Source organism: Mesorhizobium sp. RCAM 05104 (genome assembly GCF_059683645.1).
Genome location: NZ_CM185033.1, coordinates 1,811,667 through 1,829,129 on the forward strand (window position 1 = coordinate 1,811,667; position 17,463 = coordinate 1,829,129).

At 64.0% G+C, this 17,463-nt stretch carries 16 protein-coding genes and 1 pseudogene; 10 read left to right on the plus strand and 7 right to left on the minus strand.

From position 1 onward, the window contains the following. Positions 1-243: 243 nt before the first annotated feature. Positions 244-1,566, minus strand: coding sequence for a DUF3422 family protein (locus tag AC56QP_RS09120; RefSeq protein WP_489860003.1), 1,323 nt, complete (start codon positions 1,564-1,566; stop codon positions 244-246). A gap of 209 nt (positions 1,567-1,775) precedes the next feature. Between AC56QP_RS09120 and AC56QP_RS09125 the strand changes: the two genes are divergently transcribed. From AC56QP_RS09125 to AC56QP_RS09135, 3 genes are read left to right on the plus strand one after another with little or no spacing between them, the layout of a single operon-like run. After that, positions 1,776-2,579, plus strand: coding sequence for an FCD domain-containing protein (locus AC56QP_RS09125; protein WP_091585982.1), 804 nt, complete (start codon positions 1,776-1,778; stop codon positions 2,577-2,579). A gap of 18 nt (positions 2,580-2,597) precedes the next feature. After that, positions 2,598-3,734 carry an alpha-hydroxy acid oxidase gene (locus AC56QP_RS09130; protein ID WP_489860002.1) on the plus strand — a complete coding sequence of 379 codons (1,137 nt, stop codon included), beginning with the start codon at positions 2,598-2,600 and terminating at the stop codon, positions 3,732-3,734. 35 nt (positions 3,735-3,769) lie between these two features. Continuing rightward, positions 3,770-4,543 carry a metallophosphoesterase family protein gene (locus tag AC56QP_RS09135; RefSeq protein ID WP_497100601.1) on the plus strand — a complete coding sequence of 258 codons (774 nt, stop codon included), beginning with the start codon at positions 3,770-3,772 and terminating at the stop codon, positions 4,541-4,543. Between the two features lie 34 nt (positions 4,544-4,577). Here the strand turns inward: AC56QP_RS09135 and AC56QP_RS09140 are convergent, their stop codons facing one another. Together AC56QP_RS09140 and AC56QP_RS09145 are read right to left on the minus strand one after the other, a co-directional pair. Continuing rightward, a complete protein-coding gene (locus AC56QP_RS09140) occupies positions 4,578-4,709 on the minus strand; it encodes a hypothetical protein (RefSeq protein ID WP_256750304.1) in 132 nt (43 codons plus the stop codon). Between the two features lie 292 nt (positions 4,710-5,001). Continuing rightward, complete coding sequence (locus AC56QP_RS09145; protein WP_489863646.1) at positions 5,002-5,700, minus strand: type 1 glutamine amidotransferase; 699 nt, start codon at positions 5,698-5,700, stop codon at positions 5,002-5,004. Positions 5,701-5,788: 88 nt separating this feature from the next. Here AC56QP_RS09145 and AC56QP_RS09150 point away from each other — a divergent pair, with 88 nt between their 5' ends. The 4 genes and pseudogenes from AC56QP_RS09150 to AC56QP_RS09165 all read left to right on the plus strand — a co-directional run bounded on the left by AC56QP_RS09150 (position 5,789) and on the right by AC56QP_RS09165 (position 9,924). Beyond that, positions 5,789-6,451 carry a hypothetical protein gene (locus AC56QP_RS09150; RefSeq protein ID WP_489860001.1) on the plus strand — a complete coding sequence of 221 codons (663 nt, stop codon included), beginning with the start codon at positions 5,789-5,791 and terminating at the stop codon, positions 6,449-6,451. A gap of 31 nt (positions 6,452-6,482) precedes the next feature. Next, a pseudogene (locus AC56QP_RS09155) lies at positions 6,483-7,210 on the plus strand (16S rRNA (uracil(1498)-N(3))-methyltransferase). A gap of 245 nt (positions 7,211-7,455) precedes the next feature. Beyond that, positions 7,456-8,829: a glutamate--cysteine ligase gene (locus tag AC56QP_RS09160; RefSeq protein WP_489860000.1), complete on the plus strand. Its 1,374-nt coding sequence runs from the start codon at positions 7,456-7,458 to the stop codon at positions 8,827-8,829. Between the two features lie 90 nt (positions 8,830-8,919). After that, positions 8,920-9,924: a DUF937 domain-containing protein gene (locus AC56QP_RS09165; protein ID WP_489859999.1), complete on the plus strand. Its 1,005-nt coding sequence runs from the start codon at positions 8,920-8,922 to the stop codon at positions 9,922-9,924. A gap of 172 nt (positions 9,925-10,096) precedes the next feature. On the opposite strand, the gene AC56QP_RS09170 is transcribed toward AC56QP_RS09165, so the two are convergent. After that, positions 10,097-10,387 carry a DUF1127 domain-containing protein gene (locus AC56QP_RS09170; RefSeq protein ID WP_091585998.1) on the minus strand — a complete coding sequence of 97 codons (291 nt, stop codon included), beginning with the start codon at positions 10,385-10,387 and terminating at the stop codon, positions 10,097-10,099. A 178-nt stretch (positions 10,388-10,565) separates the two neighbouring features. Here AC56QP_RS09170 and AC56QP_RS09175 point away from each other — a divergent pair, with 178 nt between their 5' ends. The 3 genes from AC56QP_RS09175 (at position 10,566) to AC56QP_RS09185 (ending at position 14,289) form a co-directional block, all read left to right on the plus strand. After that, a complete protein-coding gene (locus tag AC56QP_RS09175; protein ID WP_497100600.1) occupies positions 10,566-11,522 on the plus strand; it encodes a LysR substrate-binding domain-containing protein in 957 nt (318 codons plus the stop codon). A gap of 78 nt (positions 11,523-11,600) precedes the next feature. After that, positions 11,601-13,166 (plus strand): exodeoxyribonuclease VII large subunit, encoded by a 1,566-nt coding sequence (gene xseA, locus AC56QP_RS09180; protein ID WP_489859998.1) that lies wholly within the window; start codon positions 11,601-11,603, stop codon positions 13,164-13,166. 4 nt (positions 13,167-13,170) lie between these two features. Continuing rightward, entirely contained in the window at positions 13,171-14,289 is a 1,119-nt protein-coding gene (locus AC56QP_RS09185; protein WP_489859997.1) for a DmpA family aminopeptidase, read from the plus strand. Between the two features lie 157 nt (positions 14,290-14,446). Here AC56QP_RS09185 and AC56QP_RS09190 read toward each other — a convergent pair whose 3' ends face one another. The 3 genes from AC56QP_RS09190 to doeA all read right to left on the minus strand — a co-directional run bounded on the left by AC56QP_RS09190 (position 14,447) and on the right by doeA (position 17,327). Further along, positions 14,447-14,701: a DUF768 domain-containing protein gene (locus tag AC56QP_RS09190; RefSeq protein WP_091586006.1), complete on the minus strand. Its 255-nt coding sequence runs from the start codon at positions 14,699-14,701 to the stop codon at positions 14,447-14,449. A gap of 443 nt (positions 14,702-15,144) precedes the next feature. Continuing rightward, a complete protein-coding gene (doeB, locus tag AC56QP_RS09195) occupies positions 15,145-16,143 on the minus strand; it encodes a N(2)-acetyl-L-2,4-diaminobutanoate deacetylase DoeB (protein WP_489859996.1) in 999 nt (332 codons plus the stop codon). Positions 16,144-16,148: 5 nt separating this feature from the next. Beyond that, a complete protein-coding gene (doeA, locus tag AC56QP_RS09200; RefSeq protein WP_489859995.1) occupies positions 16,149-17,327 on the minus strand; it encodes an ectoine hydrolase DoeA in 1,179 nt (392 codons plus the stop codon). Between the last annotated feature and the right edge of the window lie 136 nt (positions 17,328-17,463).

Below are 17,463 nucleotides of genomic sequence, written 5' to 3' on the forward strand. Positions count from 1 at the left end.
CGCTATTCACCCTCCGCCTTGTGGGGGTGAGCCGCCGGTTCGCGCAGCGGATTCATCGTGCCGGCGGCACGATGAAAGGTCGGTGAACGCCGGGACGCTGCGTAGCAGCGGGGACCCGGCAGAGCAGATGTCATCGCCGGCCCTTCGCAGGCTCAGGGCGTTCGAAGCTCGGAAAGCCAAGCAATTGGCTTTTCGTCCGCTACGCGGACCGCTTCCCACCCCCACAGGGGGTAAAAGAGGTGGCTATTCGCCCGCCAGTTTGCCGGGCTCGGAATGCATCCGGCGTACGCGGCGCACGCCCCACCAGACCAGCAGGATGGCGACCGGCACCGAAGCGGCGGTGACGACCTCGGGCGCGAAGGCGTGCCCGAAGATCGAGGCGCCCTTGGCGATATAGCCGATGAGGCCAACCACATAATAGGAGACGGCGGCGACCGAGAGGCCTTCGACGGTTTGCTGCAGGCGCAGTTGCAGGCGCGCGCGGTTATTCATCGAGGCGAGCAGGTCGCGGTTCTGCTTCTCGACCTCGACATCGACCCAGGTGCGCAGCAGCGTGGTGGCGCGGGTCAGCTTGCGCGACAGGTTGGCCTGCCGCTCCTCGACCGATCGGCAGGTGCGCATCGCTGGTGCTACGCGGCGCTGCAGGAACCCACCCCAGGTGTCGTAGCCAGGCACGGCTTCTTCCTCGAGCGCCTCCAGCCGCTCGCCGACGATGCCGTCATAGGCGCGGCTGGCGCCGAAACGGTAGAGGCTCGACGCCGCGTCGGCTTCCAGCTCCGCCGCAAGCTCAGTGAGATCAGCCAGCAAGGTCTGGCTGTCGCGGGTTTCGGCGACCTTCATCTCAAGCGTGGTCTGGGCCAGCCTGTCCTCGATGCGGCGGGCACGGCCGGACAGGGTCAGCGCCAGCGGCAGGCCGAGCATGGCCAGCGTCCGGTAGGTCTCGATGTCGATCAGCCGTTGCGACAGTGCCCCGGTCCGCGCCGGCGTCAGGCCGCGATCAAGCACCAGCATGCGCGTCATGCCGTCGCCGTCCTGGCGAAAGTCGGTGACGATGGCGGCATTGCCGCGCTCGACCAGCGAATAGCACAGGCTGGTCGGGTCGAAGCCGGCGATCAATCGCTCACTCGCCTGCGTCCATTTGCGGATTTCGAGCCTGATGCCCGAAATGACGGTTCCGGGCGGGGAAAACCCGTTGCCGAAAGGCGAGTCCTCCTGCATCCGACCGCTTTCGGAGAGCGGCCCTTCCCAAAGATAGGTCGAGAACTCCGTATGCCGCTCCCAGCGCAGCGAACCCTTGCCCCACTTCATGGCGTGGTGGCGGGCCTGGCGGTCCGGCGCGGCGATGCCGAGGCGTCGCGACAGTTCGGAAAGCACCGCGTGATCGACGCCGGAGCCGCCTTCGGTCATGAAGGCGAGTTGCACAAGGACGCGCGGCTTTTCGATCAGCGGATGCGGCCGGGCATGGACCTCGCCGAGCGCCCCGGGCCGTCCCTCATGCGCGGGAAAGCCCATGACGCTGCCCTTGGCGCGCGGCTGGAACTCGAGATTGGACGGGTCGTCTGACACGGCTTGTCCCCCGGGTTTCTGTGAACCCTCTTGCAATCGCGTCCCTCTAGAGCCAATCACCAGATGACGCAAACAGCAAAGTTTAGCCGAAGATGATAAGGCGCCGGGCGGCAAAACCGACCCGCTGCGATCAATTGGATAAATAATTTGACCAGTTGGCGACGCAGGCTTTATCCTGCGCGACACCGGTTCACCTTCCAGGCACCCTGTTGAGCGACATTTTTTCCAGGATCGAGCATTCGCGCACCGCCGACGAGGTGGTGCAGCAGATCGAGAGCCTGATCCTCGAAGGCGTCCTGCGCACCGGCGACCGGTTGCCGGGCGAACGCGAGCTTGCGCGCCAGTTCGACGTGTCGCGACCAATCCTGCGCGATGCGCTAAAGGCGCTCGAAGGGCGCGGCCTTTTGACGACCAAGGCCGGCGGCGGCACGCATGTCGCCGACATCATCGGCCAGCTGTTCAGCAAACCGGTGGCGGACCTGATCTCGACGCACCGCAAGGCGGTGACCGATTATCTGGAATACCGCCGCGAGATCGAGGGCATCGCGGCCGAATACGCGGCGCGGCGTGCCACCCCGGACGATCTGGCGCTGCTCGATCGCATCATGGCGCGCATGGACGAGGCGCATCGCACCGGCGATTTCGACGACGAAGCTGAAATCGACGTCGAGTTCCATCACGCGATCTGCGAGTGCGCGCACAATATCCTGCTCCTGCACACGCTGCGCTCCTGCTATCGGCTGTTGTCGGAAGGCGTGTTCCAGAACCGGCTTTTGGTGTTCACCGTGCCCGGCGCGCGCGAGGCCCTGCTTGCGCAGCACAGGGCGATCCATGCGGCGGTCAAGGCCGGCGACCCGGCTGCCGCCCGGCAAGCGGCGATGGACCACATGATCTATGTCGAGCGGTCGATGGCCGAGGCCGAGCGCAGCGGCGATTGGCAGCGCGTGTCACGGCTCAGGCTGAAGCAGCGCGTCGACGCCACCGATACTGAACCTGCACGTAAACGCTCCTAGTATCGAAACGGAAAGCCCATGAGCCAAATCCTGACCATCGCCGACCTCAAGGACCTCGCGCGCCGCCGGGTGCCAAAGATGTTCTTCGACTATGCCGATTCAGGCGCGTGGACCGAGAGCACCTATCGGGCAAACGAGGAGGACTTCCAGAAGATCAAGTTCCGCCAGCGCGTCCTGGTCGACATGGACAACCGTTCGCTGGCTTCGACGATGATCGGCGAGAAGGTTTCGATGCCGGTGGCTCTGGCGCCAACCGGCATGACCGGCATGCAGCATGCCGATGGCGAGATGCTGGCGGCGCAGGCGGCGCAGGAATTCGGCGTGCCGTTCACGCTGTCGACGATGAGCATCTGCTCGATCGAGGACGTCGCCTCCGTGACCACCAAGCCGTTCTGGTTCCAGCTCTACGTGCTGCGCGACAAGGATTTCGTGTTCAACCTGATCGACAGGGCGAAGGCAGCGAAATGCTCGGCGCTGGTGCTGACGCTCGACCTGCAGATTCTCGGCCAGCGCCACAAGGATATCCGCAACGGGCTTTCGGCGCCGCCCAGGCTGACATTGAAGAACATCGTTGACATGGCCATCCGCCCGCGCTGGTGCGCAGCGATGGCCGGCACAAAGCGGCGGACCTTCCGCAACATCGTCGGCCACGCCAAGGGCGTCGGCGACATGGCCTCGCTGGCATCGTGGACGTCGGAGCAGTTCGATCCGCATCTGTCATGGAACGATGTCGCCTGGATCAAGGAGCGCTGGGGCGGCAAGCTGATCCTGAAGGGCATACTCGACAAGGAGGATGCGCTGATGGCGGTGAAGACCGGCGCCGATGCGATCATCGTTTCCAACCACGGCGGGCGCCAGCTCGACGGCGCGTCGTCGTCGATCATGGCGCTGGAAGAGATCGCCGATGCGGTCGGCGACACGATCGAAGTGCATATGGATGGCGGCATCCGCTCCGGACAGGACGTGCTGAAGGCGCTCTGCCTTGGCGCCAAGGGCACCTATATCGGCCGGCCATTTCTTTACGGCCTGGGCGCGCTTGGCAAGGAAGGGGTTACCAAGGCGTTGGAAATCATCCGCAAGGAGATGGACATCACGCTGGCACTGTGCGGAAAGCGTCTGGTCACCGACATGGGCAAGGACCAGCTCCGGCGCTAAGTCCGTGACGGCCTGACCACGGAGACAACGAGACGTTGGCAGAACCCGGCATTCATTTTCTCGACGCGCGTGGGCCGGAAGGCGTGCGTCTTTACGCGATTGGCGACGTGCATGGCCGGCTCGACCTGCTGGCCGCCATGCATCAACGCATCAAGGCCGAGATCGAGCAGGAGGCACCTGCCGACTGGCGCGTCATTCATCTTGGCGACTACGTCGACCGCGGACCAGACTCCAAGGGCGTGATCGACTTCCTGATCGAAGCGCAAGAGCGCGATCCGCGCCATTTGATGTTGGCCGGCAATCACGACATCGGTTTTCTCGATTTTCTCAAAACCCCCGAGCCGGAAGGCCTCTTCATCCGCTTTGGCGGCATCCAGACGGCGCAGTCCTATGGCGTGGCGATTGTCGAGGGCACCAGCGCGTGGTTCGGCAAGGCCGAGGCAGCCATGCGCAAGGGACATCAAGCCCTGGTCGAGGCCGTGCCGCAAAGCCATATCGACTTCCTGCGGTCGCTGCCGTTCTCAGTGACTTTCGGCGACTTCTTCTTCTGCCATGCCGGCATCAGGCCAGGCGTCCCCCTCGAGAACCAAAACCCGCAGGATCTGGTCTGGATCCGCGATGTCTTCCACAACCATTCCGGTCTCTATCCGAAAATCGTGGTGCACGGCCACACGCCGGTACCGGAGGCCGAGGTGATGGCCAACCGCGTCAATGTCGACACGCTTGCCTGGCAGTCTGGCATGCTGAGCGCGCTCGTCGTCGACGGCGCGGACAAACGCATCCTGGAAATGGCGATAAAGGAAGCATGAGCGACCGCGTCGAGGACGCGAAGACGCTCCAGCTTTAGCGCAGTGAGGCGGTGACGCCGTAACCGTCGACGGCGTTGTGGTTGCTGGCTGCGTCGGCGGCATAGATACCCAGACCGCAAAGCACAATGGCGGACAGCATGGCAAAGGACAGAAGCGCTGCTTTCACGGAAGTCATCTCTTGTTGAGCTTTCTGCATCTGTGCACGAGGCGGTTACCAATGCGTTGAAACGGAGAATTCGCTTCAAAGTTTCGACGATTTCGCGCTTCTAGGTGTGTTCTGTATCGGCGGTGTGTCGCACGGGTCACACAAAAGGTTCATCCGGTTGCACTGCCGATGCAGAGCGCGCGCCTTCTAGGATGGCGGGCGGACACAAGCCAAGGATGAAAAGCGTTTTCCCCAGGCGGATTCACCGCTGCGTGCCAATTATGTCACGCGGCGGGTGCGGCGGGGCGACCGCTCAGATCGTCGCCACCCAGGCGCGGGCAATGGCGAGGCCGGCGGCGTCCGCGTCAGGCCCGTTGCGGGCCATTTCGCCATCGAGCTTGCCGGCCCAGTCGGGGTAGCGCGCGGCGATGGTCGGCGCGAAGGATGAACTCCAGTCCTGCACCATCGGCCGATCGGCCTCGAAATGGAACTGGAAGCCGTAGACGGCGCGGCCGACGCGAAACGCCTGGTTCTCCGCAACATCATTGCCGGCAAGTCGCACGGCGTTTTCAGGCAGCACGAAGGTGTCGTCGTGCCACTGGAAGATCGGGAATTCTTCCGGCAGCTCAGCCAGCACCGGATCGGCCTTGGCATCCGGCGTCAGCGCCACACCGCGCCAGCCGAATTCATTGGCGCCGCCGATGCGGTTTTCGCCGCCGAAGGCGCGGGCAACGAGCTGGCTGCCGAGGCAGATGCCGAGCACGGCGCGATCCTTGTCGGCGAAATCGCGGGTCAGCTCGAGCAGCGCCGGGAAATAGGGGTATTCCTCGTCGGCCAATGCATTCTGGCCGCCGCCGAGCACCACCAAGGCGTCATGTTCGGCCGCGTCATCCGGCAGGGGATCGCCTCTGTAAGGGAGGCGCAGATCAAGGTCGGCGCCGGCTTCCGCAAGAGCGTCGCCGAGCTGACCGAGGCCGGTATTGTCGTAATTCTGGACCACCAGCACCCGCATCGCAAAACCCTGCTGACATGAAAACGATGCGGCGAGCGATATCATGCCGCCAGCCTGGCAGCCAAGATGCGCATTTGGGGAGAAAGCTATGCCACTGCAAAACCGGGTCGACCCGTTCGGCGCTCTGCACGCCGTGCCCGAGCGCGGCCTGTTCATGGGCAACCGCGGTATCATCCATGATCCCGATACCAAGACGCTGTTGAAAAAGCGCTGGGCGCTTCACGCCTGGATCATCTGCGTCTGCCAATTGCGCGATGTGCGGCGCGAGCCGATGGGCCGCAACCGGAAGAGCGACGACCATTTGGGCGCCAAGGCTGGCTGGACGGAACTGTTCTTCCTCGACGAGGTGACGGCGCTGGCGGCCGGGCATCGCCCCTGCTTCTACTGCCGGCGCGAACGGGCCAAGGATTTTGTCCAGCGTTTCGGCGAAGCCTTCGGTATCGCCGCGCCGCGCGCGCCGCAGGTCGACAAGCGGCTGCACAAGGAGCGGTTGGCGGCGGGTGGCAGATTGCCGATGGTGGCCATTGAAGAGCTTCCGGACCTGCCGGACGGCGCGATGATCGCGGATGGCGTTAACGCTCATGCCCTGCGCGGCGGCAAGGTCCTTTGCTGGTCGTTTGCCGGATATGGTCCCCCCGCTGATCTCGGCCTGCTCCAAGGCAGGACGCTTTCGCTGCTGACGCCGGCCACGACGCTCGCCGTCCTGCGGCATGGCTTTCGGCCCGTGTGGCATCCGTCCGCCGAGGCTTGACGCCGGCGGCCCGCTCGCCCATTCCTCGGCGATGCGCGCCAATTACAAGATGCATCGTCTGTTCGTGCCCGACGATCTCGGACCAAATGTCGAGTTCGAGGCCGGGCAGCAGCAAAGCCACTACCTGATGCATGTGCTGCGGCTCATCGAGGGCGCCGAAATCCTTGTGTTCAATGGTCGTGACGGCGAGTGGTCGGCGGCCATATCAGCGAAAACAAAAAGGGCGGTGCGCCTGAAGGTGCTGGCGCTGCAACGACCGCAGCCGCCGCTGCCCGATCTCATCTATTGTTTCGCGCCGCTGAAGCAGGGCAGGCTGGACTATCTCGTGCAGAAGGCGGTCGAGATGGGCGCCGGCATCCTGCAGCCGGTCGTCACCCAGCACACGCAAGTGGCGAAACCTTCCATCGATCGCCTGCGCGCCAATGTCGTCGAAGCCGCCGAGCAATGCGGCATCCTGGCGGTTCCGGACGTGCGCGACGCGGAAAAATTCGATCGCCTGCTGACCGGCTGGGACAGAGAGCGGCGGCTGATCTTCAGGACGCCGCGACCAACAATCCGCTACCCGCCTTGCAGGCGATGAAGGAGAAGAAGCTTGGCCTGCTGGTCGGGCCGGAGGGCGGCTTCTCCGACGACGAGCGCAAAATGCTGCGTGCCTTGCCCTTCGTGACAGCCATTCCGCTCGGGCCGCGCATCCTGCGCGCCGATACGGCGGCTGTGGCCGCACTGGCTGTGATTCAGGCAACGATCGGAGACTGGTGAGACTTCATCTCTTGCAAAGGACAGAGCGGGCCGTGGCGTTCAATTCCTGTTGACCTGTGGCTCAGGATTTTTCGCTTGATCGTCTGCTGACATTTCGTCCATCTAGCGCCGGCGGTCGTCCGGCCGCCCTGCAGCACCGCGCCACCTTTCGGACGCGCAAGGAACGCTGTAGCACTTTGATTGGGCACATGATCCCTTCCGAAATCGAAAGCCGATTTTCGGGGTCATGTGCGGAGGGCTTGATCATGGCGCGCGACACAACCGATTTCCGGCCCATCGAAGGCATCGACGAACTCGTCGAGCACCTGGCCGAAGGCAACAAGCCGCGCGACAAGTGGCGCATCGGCACCGAGCACGAGAAATTCCCGTTCTATGTCGACGGCAACGCGCCTGTGCCCTATGGCGGCGAGCGCGGCATCCGCGCCATCCTCGAAGGCATGCAGGAAAAGCTCGGCTGGGATCCCATCATCGATGACGGCCGCATCATCGGCCTGGTCGAGCCAACCGGCCAGGGTGCGATTTCGCTGGAGCCCGGCGGCCAGTTCGAATTGTCCGGCGCGCCGCTGGAGACGATCCACCAGACCTGTCGCGAGGGCAATGCCCATCTGGCGCAAGTGCGCGAGATCGCCGAACCGATGGGCATCCGCTTTCTTGGCCTTGGCGGCAGCCCGAAATGGTCGCTGGCCGAGACCCCGAAAATGCCGAAGTCGCGCTACCAGATCATGACGCGCTACATGCCCAAGGTCGGCAGCAAGGGCCTGGACATGATGTACCGCACCTGCACGATCCAGGTGAATCTCGACTTCGAGAGCGAGGCCGACATGCGGCGCAAGATGCAGGTGTCGCTGAAGCTGCAGCCGCTGTCGACGGCACTTTTCGCCAATTCGCCTTTCACCGAGAGCCACCCGAACGGATTGCTAAGCTGGCGCGGCGACATCTGGCGCGACACCGACAACCAGCGCTCGGGCCTGCTCGAATTCTGCTTCTCACCCGATTTCGGCTTCGCCGACTATGTCGAATGGGCGCTCGACGTGCCTATGTATTTCGTCATTCGCGACGGCCACTATCACGACATGACACACGTCACCTTCCGTCAGTTCATGGCCGGTGCCGCGCGCAACGAAGTGCCGGACGGGCTGCCGACGATGGGTGACTGGGCGAACCATCTGTCGACGCTGTTTCCGGACGTGCGGCTGAAGCGCTTCCTCGAAATGCGTGGCGCCGATGGCGGGCCGTGGCGGCGCATCTGCGCGCTGCCGGCCTTCTGGGTCGGGCTGCTCTATGACGAGGCAGCGCTCGACGCTGCCGAGGCGTTGACCTCGAGCTGGGCCTATGACGAGGTGTTGGCAATGCGCAATGCAGTGCCGGAACAGGGCATTTCCGCGCCTTTCCGCAACACCACATTGCGCGAGATCGCGCGTGACGTGCTGGTCATCTCGCGCATGGGCCTGAAGAACCGGGGCAAGAAGAACCGCGACGGCTACGACGAAACCTCGTTCCTCAACACTTTAGACGAAGTGGTCGCGCGCGGCACCACCAGCGCCGAGGAACTGCTCTCTGCCTATCACACGCGCTGGGGCGGCTCGATCGAGCCGGTGTTCATGGAATACGCCTATTGACCTTGCGCTATAAGGAGCGGCAAAAGTCGCTTCAATCGGGCATTGAAACGAATTAGGCTCTCCGCCGAGGATTTCCCGGAGGAGAAGCCGATGCCTACCTTGTTCGACATGTTGGCGCAGGCCCAGAACGGCAACGGCATGCAGGCGCTTGCCCAGCAATACGGGCTTTCGATGCAGCAGACGCAGGCCGCGGTTGCCGCACTGCTGCCGGCTTTCTCGCAGGGGCTGCAACGCAACACCGCGGATCCCTATGGGCTCGGCGCCTTCATGACGGCGATGGCGAGCGGCCAGCACGCCAAGTATTTCGAGGACGCGACGCGAGCCTTCTCGCCGCAAGGCGTCGACGAGGGCAACGGCATATTAGGGCATCTGTTCGGCTCGAAGGACCTGTCGCGGGCCGTGGCCAGCCAGGCGGCGCAGGCGAGCGGCGTCAGCCAGCAGATCCTGCAGCAAATGCTGCCGGCGATCGCCTCCATGGTCATGGGGGGACTGTTCAAGCAGACGACAAGCCAGATGCAGGCGGCTGGCGGTTTCGGTGGCGGCAGCAATCCGCTCGGCGAGATCATCGAACAGATGATGCGGCAAGGTGGCGGCATGCAGGCCCCGGCCCCGCAGCCTCAGAATCCGATGGACAACCCGTTCGGCAAGGTTTTGCAGGATATGTTCGGTGGCGCAGCACAGCAGCCGCAAAGCCAGCCGCAGCCGGCACCCAATCCCTATGGCGACAATCCGCTCGGCAAGGTGCTGCAGGACATGTTCGGCGGCGGCGCGCCACAGCCGCAGGGCCGGGCGCAACCGCAACAGACGCAGAGCCCCTACGGCGACAACCCGCTGGGGAAGATCTTCGAGGAGATGCTGCGGCAGGGTGGTGGCGGCGGCTTCGGCATGCCCGGCGGACAGCCGGCGCCGCAGCCTCAGGCACCACAGCAGCGTCAGGCACCGCAGCCACAGACCAATCCAAGCGGCCGGCCAAGGAACCCGTTCGACGATCTGTTCGGCAAGATGTTCGAGACCGGCGCCCAGCAGCGCGACGAGTATCAGAAGAGCGTGGAGACGATCTTCGATCAGTTCAAGCGGGACATGGACCGGCGCTAGCCAGCAGGCCAACGGCCGATCTTCGGCAACGCAGACAAAGAAAAGCCCGGTCCTTGGGAGGACCGGGCAACGTGCAGGCAGGCCGGCGGGGAACCGGCAGGGAGTGGGGAGCCTGCAGAACCTTGGTCGCGCTGAACCCCGAAAAGGTTCAACAGGACCGAAACTCGGCCGGTCAGGCCACCTTGCGGGCGATATCCTCGATCGTCTCGACGCGATCACTTGCGATTTCGCGCAGGATCGCCGTCGGGTCGCGGCCAAATGGCACGTCGATGGCGACATGAAGGTCGGCGCGCGTCAGGCCGATATCGGCGAGTTCGGCGTCCGACATTTCGCCGAGGCGATAGAAGGCGCGGCGGTTTTTCCAGGCGCGGTAGGCGTTGGAGACGGTGTTTGCCACGCGCGTCGCAACGGCCGGACGCGAGGTGATGCGCGAGGTCTCGGTGGCGAAATCGAACGTGGTCATTGTCGGTCTCCTTCAGACTCGAACGAACGAAACCAGGCGATCGGCGCTGACTACAGCGGCCGCTCCGGTCCCAATTCACATGCCTTCATGTGGACATCGGCAATTTGCCATCGCCCGATTGATTAATCCAACGAATGTTTCTAATCTTTAGCATCAACACTAGTGATGGATTGGACCGATGAAAGCGCCGCTCGATCTTGATCAGTTGCAGACCTTCATCTCGATTGCCGACACAGGCAGCTTTACCCGGGCGGCCGAAGAGGTACACCGGACCCAGTCGGCGGTATCCATGCAGATGCGCCGGCTGGAGGAGCGGATCGGCAAGCCGCTGTTCGAGAAGGATGGGCGCACCAACAGGCTGACCGAGGAAGGCGACAAACTGCTCTCCTACGCGCGGCGGCTACTCTATCTCAACCGCGAAACGCTGGCGGCCTTCGACGACCAGCGGCTCGAAGGCACGATCCGCATCGGCACGCCCGACGACTATGCCGACCGTTTCCTGCCCGAGATCATGGCACGATTCACGCGCTCCAATCCGCGCGTCGAACTGACCGTCATCTGCGAACCGACGCCGGGGCTGGTCGAACATATCAAGCGCGGCAATCTCGATCTGGCGCTGGTGACGCACAACGACACGCGCGGCCAGTCGGAAGTGGTGCGGCGCGAGCCGCTGCTGTGGGTCACCTCGGCCAACCATGCAACGCACGAACAACAGACGTTGCCGATGGCCTTTGGCCGGCCGAACTGCATCTGGCGGCGCGCCGCTGTCGATGTGCTCGACAGGCAGAACCGCGACTATCGCATCCTGTTCACCAGTTTCTCGGCAACCGTCATCACCGCAGCGGTGCTTTCGGGCCTGGCGATCTCGGTGCTGCCGGAATGCGCGCTCAGGCCCGGCATGAGGGTGCTGGGCGAAGCCGACGGCTTCGGCGCCCTGCCCGATTGCCGCATCGGCATCATGCGCGGCCAGACATCTCGGCCGGAGATCGTCGACGCGCTCGCCCGCCATATTTCGGAAAGCCTGGACAACATCTCCGTGCCCCTAGGCGAAGAGACCGGCACATTCGACTTCGCGGCACTCGCCTTCGCCAAGATGAAGCGGACCAAGCCGAACCAGATCCTGCCGGGCTGGTAGGCAGGATCACCAGTCTATAAAAGCCTGACCTGACACGGGCGCCTTGACGTGGAGGGCTAACCATCGCCCAATCGGGCGATGAGCGAGGCAGCATCCGAATCACGCACCAACGCCACCGAATACACGGTGAGCGAGATTTCCGGCGCGCTGAAGCGCACGGTCGAGGACGTCTTCGGCAATGTGCGGGTGCGCGGCGAAATATCCGGCTATCGCGGGCCGCATTCGTCCGGCCATGCCTATTTCGCGCTGAAGGACGACCGCGCCCGGCTCGACGCCGTGGTGTGGAAGGGCACGATGAGCCGGCTGAAATTCCGCCCCGAGGAGGGGATGGAGGTGATCGCCACCGGCAAGCTCACCACCTATCCCGGCAAGTCCAACTACCAGATCGTCATCGACAATCTGGAGCCCGCCGGGGCCGGAGCGCTGATGGCGCTGCTGGAAGAACGCAAGCGCCGGCTGCAGGCCGAGGGCCTGTTCGACACCGGTCGCAAGCGGTTGCTGCCATTCATGCCGCGCGTCATCGGCGTCGTCACCTCGCCGACGGGGTCCGTCATCCGCGATATCATCCACAGGATCAAGGACCGCTTCCCGCTGCATATCCTGGTCTGGCCGGTGCGCGTGCAGGGCGAGACGTCAGGCGCGGAAGTGGCCGCAGCCGTCACCGGCTTCAACGCGCTGGCCTGGGATGGCACCATTCAGCGCCCGGACCTGCTGATCGTGGCGCGCGGCGGCGGCAGCCTCGAAGACCTCTGGGGCTTCAACGACGAAGCGCTCGCCCGCGCCGTCGCCGCCTCCGGCATTCCGGTGATCTCGGCCGTGGGCCATGAGACCGACTGGACGCTGATCGACCTCGTCGCCGATGTGCGAGCGCCGACACCGACGGGTGCGGCCGAAATTGCCGTACCGGTGAAGGCCGACCTCGAAGCGACGCTTGCCAGTCTTGGCGCACGGCTCAAGGCGGCGGTGTTGCGCAATTTCGAACGCAAGCGGCAGGCAGCCCGTGCCGCCGCCCGCGCGCTGCCCTCGCCCGATCAATTGCTGGCGCTGCCGCGCCGACGCCTCGACGAAGCGACATCTAGGCTCGGCCGGGCCCTGTCCGTCAGCGTCGACCGCAAGCGGGCACGGCTTCAAGGCCAAAGGCTGACGCCAGCCACGCTGTCGCGGCGCATCAACGAAGCCCGCACGCTGACCGGCCGCGACCTCGCCCGCGCGCAGGCGGCGTTCTTCGCCATCATACGCGAACGTCGCGCGCGATTTTCGCGCACCGCGACGCGGCTGTCGCCGGCACCGATCGCACGGCGCCAGAAACTGCAAGGGGACGCGCTGGCGGCACTCGCACGCCGGCAGGATCGGGTGATCTCGGTGCGGCTCGAGCGCCTGCGCGGACAACTGAGCCAGGCCGATCGCCTGCTGACCACGTTGTCGCACAAGGCCGTGCTGGCGCGCGGCTTCGCCCTGGTGAAGGACGCCGACGGCGCCGTGATCAAGCAGGCGGCCGACGTGGTATCGGGAATGGCGCTTTCGCTGGAGTTCGCCGACGGGACGGCCGATGCGGTGGCAACCAGCGGCGCGGCAAAACCGAAAGCGGTGGCCAAGCCAGCGGCCAAGGCCAAGGAGCCCGGCAATCAGGGATCGCTGTTCTGAGGCCATGACCGACAATCCGCACCATCTGGCAACACCTTCGGGCAAGCCGCGCGCACGAAGCTTCGGCATCGGCTTCGACGGGACGCCCGGGCCGTTCAATGCGATCACCGATGTGCCCGGCGTCGCGGTCGGTTATTCCACGCTTGTTTCTGGCGATGGCGCGCTCGTCGTCGGCAAGGGACCGGTACGCACCGGCGTGACCGCGATCCTGCCCAGGCCGCGCGCCGATCTTGCCACGCCGGTCTTTGCCGGCATCTTCAGCCAGAACGGCAATGGCGAGCTGACCGGCTCGCACATCGTCGAGGAAACCGGCGCTTTCAACTTCCCGGTCACCATCACCAACACGCATTCCTGCGGTGTCTCGCGCGACGGGACGCTGCACTGGATGAACCAAGTGCTGCCGGCCGCACTCGACAGCGCCTGGGGCCTGCCGGTAGCGGCGGAGACCTATGACGGCTTCCTCAACGATATCAACGGCCACCATCTGACGTTCGAACACGTTGTCCAGGCGCTTGACGGCGCCGCCAGCGGCCCGATCGAGGAAGGCAGTGTCGGCGGCGGCACGGGCATGATCACCTTTGGCTTCAAGGCCGGTTCCGGCACCGCATCGCGCGTCGTCGAATGGCACGGCCGCGCCTATACGGTCGGCGCCTTCGTGCAGTCGAATTTCGGCAAACGGCACAATTTCACGGTTCGCGGCCTGCGCGCCGGGCCCGAGCTCGCCGAACCGGCGATCCGCGAAGGCACGCCGCGCGCCGAAAAGGGCTCGATCATCGCCGTCATTGCCACCGATGCGCCGTTCCTGCCGCATCAGATGAAGCGGCTGGCACGCCGCGTGCCGCTCGGCGTCGCCATGACCGGCGGCTTCGGCTATCACAGTTCAGGCGACATTTTTCTCGCCTTCTCGACCGCCAATGCGAGCGCGGCACTGGCACGGTCGGGCCGGATCGCCAGCGCTGACTTTGTTCCGGACACCGACATCGATCCGTTTTTCGATGCGGTGATCCAGAGCATTGAGGAAGCGATCCTCAACGCATTGGTCGCCAACGACGACATGACCGGGCGCGACGGTAATTTCGTCCCGGCGCTGCCGAAGACGTGGCTGAAAGAGAAGTTCGGCTGAACGGAACAGCCGAGACAAAGACGCGGGCCGAACAGACCCGCGTTTCAAGACAGGGTCGCTTTAGACTCTTTGTTTTGACGCAACTCCCAAGGGAAAGCGCTGTGCGCTTTTCCCGGGAAAAACCGTTTCACACTTTTCCTGGAATTGCTCTAAGCGGTCATTCCGCGGCTTTGCTGGACGCCTGCTGGTTTTCGTCGGCCTCGGCCGCTTCCTCGAGCCGGGACGCTATCAGTTCCTGAATGTCGCCGACTTCCTCCTGGATGTCCTCCAGGGGGATGCCGACTTCCGCCGCCTTGGCAGCGCATTCCTTGGCCAGTGTCTCGGCCTGCTTCTCGATCCTGGCCTGGGACGGCTGGCACTGGACCTTTTCGCCGATCCATCCCCGCAAGAACTCGATCGCGTGTTCACTCATGCTGCTGTTCCCTGGCGGCAAAGCCGGTTGGTAATCATAAACGTCGGCATCCGGCAAAGGATGCATGTCCCCATTCCAGCCGAGTCGTCACCAACCGGCAAGCCGATCTCATCCAAGGTCCACAGAGCCAAAGGAAATCGAGGGTTCAAGAGCATTTTCTGATTCTGGAGGGTTGATACCGTTGGCTGGGCCACACCCAGCTTTGCGCCACTGTTTCTATTTGCTTTTTTCCGGTTTCCGAGCCGATTTCGTCACAATAGATGGCGCAATGCGTAACACATTTACAGGTGCTTCGGGGGTGCTGCCGTGAGGCGCGCGGGTCGAAGCCGCCGCTATATAGTGACATCCTCATGCAATGTCGACTCTGCTCGTTATCCTGCTTCTTTCCGCCGCGTCAGAGGCTCCGCGAGGGATGCAAGGCAAGGGATCCCCCGCGGAATCGTTCAGACTTCCACAGCCACCACGGCCGCGCAGTCGCCGGCCTTTACCAGGCCGGGAAAATGCCGCGCAGCCAGCAGGCCCGACATCTTTGCCCGGATCTCCTGGGGCACAATACCGGTACGGCCGACGGAATGGATCCGCGCCAGCACCGTATCTTGTTCGACGGGTTCGCCAAGATCGACCATAGTCTCGATCATGCCGTCATCCTCGGCGAACGAGAAACAGTCACCCGACGGCATGTCGAGCCATTGCGTCGGGCTCGTCTCGACCGCGCCGGCAACGATGCCGGCATGGCGCAGCACGTTGAGCACGCCGCGCCGCGCGATCCGCACGGTTTGCGCGCGTGAGGTGCCGCCGCCGCCCAGTTCTGTGGTGATGAACAGTTTCCCCATCTCCTCGGCGGCAGTGTCGAACATGCCGACCGCATCGATCTCCAGCATCTTCATCGACCAGGGTGCGGAAAACGCTTCGACAGCCGCGAACCCCTGCGCCTCCAGCGCCTTGTCCGGCCGGATATGGGCCGCGCAGAAGGGCACGAAGTCGAGTGTCCTGCCGCCGGAATGGAAATCGAGCGCGATGTCGGAGCGCGGCAGCAATTCGCGCTGGAAATAGTCAGCGATCTTCTCGGTCACCGTGCCGTCCGGTCGGCCGGGAAAGCTGCGGTTCATGTTGCCCTTGTCGATCGGCGAGGTGCGTGTGCCGGCGCGAAAGGCCGGATAGTTCATCGCCGGCACGATGATCACCGTGCCGCCGACATCCTTTGGGTCTAGCGTGCGGGCGAGATCGTAGAGCGCCAACGGCCCCTCATACTCGTCGCCATGGTTGCCGCCGGTCAGCAGCGCTGTTGGCCCCTTGCCGTTGCGGATGATGCAGATCGGGATCATCACCGAACCCCAGGCCGAATCGTCGCGGCTGTAGGGAAGGCGCAGGAAGCCGTGCTGGACACCGTCGCGGTCGAAATCGACGGTCGGCGCTATCGGCGACGGGCGGAGACTGGACATCGGTTTCAATCCTTCACCACCAGCTTGCGCGGCACGTTGGCGAGGCACTCTACACCGGTTTCGGTGATCAGGATCGACTCGGTGATCTCCAGTCCCATCGTCTCCAGCCACAGGCCTGTCATGAAATGGAAGGTCATGCCGGGCTTGAGCTCGGTACGATCGCCGGGGCGCAGGCTCATCGTGCGTTCGCCCCAATCCGGCGGATAGGACAGGCCGATCGGATAGCCAGTGCGGTTGTCCTTGACGATGCCATATTTCTTCAGCACCGCGAAGAAGGCATTGGCGATGTCCTCACAGGTGTTGCCGGGTTTGGCTGCCGCCAAGCCCGCATCCATGCCTTCCAGCGTCGCCTTCTCGGCATCGAGGAACTCCTGCGTCGGCTTGCCGAGGAACACGGTGCGCGACAGCGGGCAGTGATAACGGTGATAGCAGCCGGCGATCTCGAAGAAAGTGCCCTCGCCCCGCTTCATCGGCTTGTCGTCCCATGTCAGATGCGGCGCCGAGGCGTCGGCGCCGGACGGCAGCAGCGGCACGATCGCCGGATAATCGCCGCCGATGCCGTCGACGCCGCGCGTGCCGGCGTCATAGATCTCGGCGACCAGATCGCATTTGCGCATGCCGACCTCGATCTTGTCGAAAATGCGCTGGTGCATGGCCTCGACGATGCGGGCGGCGTTGCGCATATAGCCGATTTCGGTCGGGCTCTTCACCGCGCGCTGCCAGTTCGCCAGAGCGGTGGCATCGACGAAGCGGGCATTGGGCAGATGCTTTTGCAGCGATGCGAAGGCAGCGGCGGAGAACCAGTAATTGTCCATCTCGACACCGATGGCGAGCTTGCCCCAGCCGCGATCGGCAAGCACGCTGGACAGATAATCCATCGGGTGGCGCTCGGTCGACTGTACATAGTTGTCGGCGTAGCCGACGATATTGTCGTGCGCGAGATAGGCGGTGCGCTTGGCGCCGTTGGCATCCTGGCCACGGCCATACCAGACCGGCTCGCCCGATGGTGGCACGATGACCGCCTGGTGCACATAGAACGACCAGCCGTCATAGCCGGTCAGCCAGGCCATGTTGGACGGGTCGCTGACAATCAGGAGATCGACACCCTTGGCCTCCATGGCTTGCCGTGTCTTGGCGAGGCGATCCGCATATTCGCCGCGCGAGAATTTCAGGTTCGGCATCATTCTTTTGCTTCCTCGTTTGTTGGGCCTGGGGCCTTTTTCAACTTCGTTGAATCCGGCTCCAGGTAATTTTGCTTGAGCATGATCTTCTCGGAAAACCGGTTTCCACTTTTCCGGATCATGCTCCTGCGGGCCAGCA

Excerpts from the sequence above, each read along its gene's own strand:
- doeA (WP_489859995.1), bottom strand. The coding sequence starts at position 17,327 with ATGATGCCGAACCTGAAATTCTCGCGCGGCGAATATGCGGATCGCCTC.
- AC56QP_RS09190 (WP_091586006.1), bottom strand. The coding sequence starts at position 14,701 with ATGAGTGAACACGCGATCGAGTTCTTGCGGGGATGGATCGGCGAAAAG.
- AC56QP_RS09175 (WP_497100600.1), top strand. The coding sequence starts at position 10,566 with ATGAAAGCGCCGCTCGATCTTGATCAGTTGCAGACCTTCATCTCGATT.
- xseA (WP_489859998.1), top strand. The coding sequence starts at position 11,601 with ATGAGCGAGGCAGCATCCGAATCACGCACCAACGCCACCGAATACACG.
- AC56QP_RS09170 (WP_091585998.1), bottom strand. The coding sequence starts at position 10,387 with ATGACCACGTTCGATTTCGCCACCGAGACCTCGCGCATCACCTCGCGT.
- AC56QP_RS09160 (WP_489860000.1), top strand. The coding sequence starts at position 7,456 with ATGGCGCGCGACACAACCGATTTCCGGCCCATCGAAGGCATCGACGAA.
- AC56QP_RS09150 (WP_489860001.1), top strand. The coding sequence starts at position 5,789 with ATGCCACTGCAAAACCGGGTCGACCCGTTCGGCGCTCTGCACGCCGTG.
- AC56QP_RS09130 (WP_489860002.1), top strand. The coding sequence starts at position 2,598 with ATGAGCCAAATCCTGACCATCGCCGACCTCAAGGACCTCGCGCGCCGC.
- AC56QP_RS09165 (WP_489859999.1), top strand. The coding sequence starts at position 8,920 with ATGCCTACCTTGTTCGACATGTTGGCGCAGGCCCAGAACGGCAACGGC.
- AC56QP_RS09185 (WP_489859997.1), top strand. The coding sequence starts at position 13,171 with ATGACCGACAATCCGCACCATCTGGCAACACCTTCGGGCAAGCCGCGC.
- doeB (WP_489859996.1), bottom strand. The coding sequence starts at position 16,143 with ATGTCCAGTCTCCGCCCGTCGCCGATAGCGCCGACCGTCGATTTCGAC.
- AC56QP_RS09145 (WP_489863646.1), bottom strand. The coding sequence starts at position 5,700 with ATGCGGGTGCTGGTGGTCCAGAATTACGACAATACCGGCCTCGGTCAG.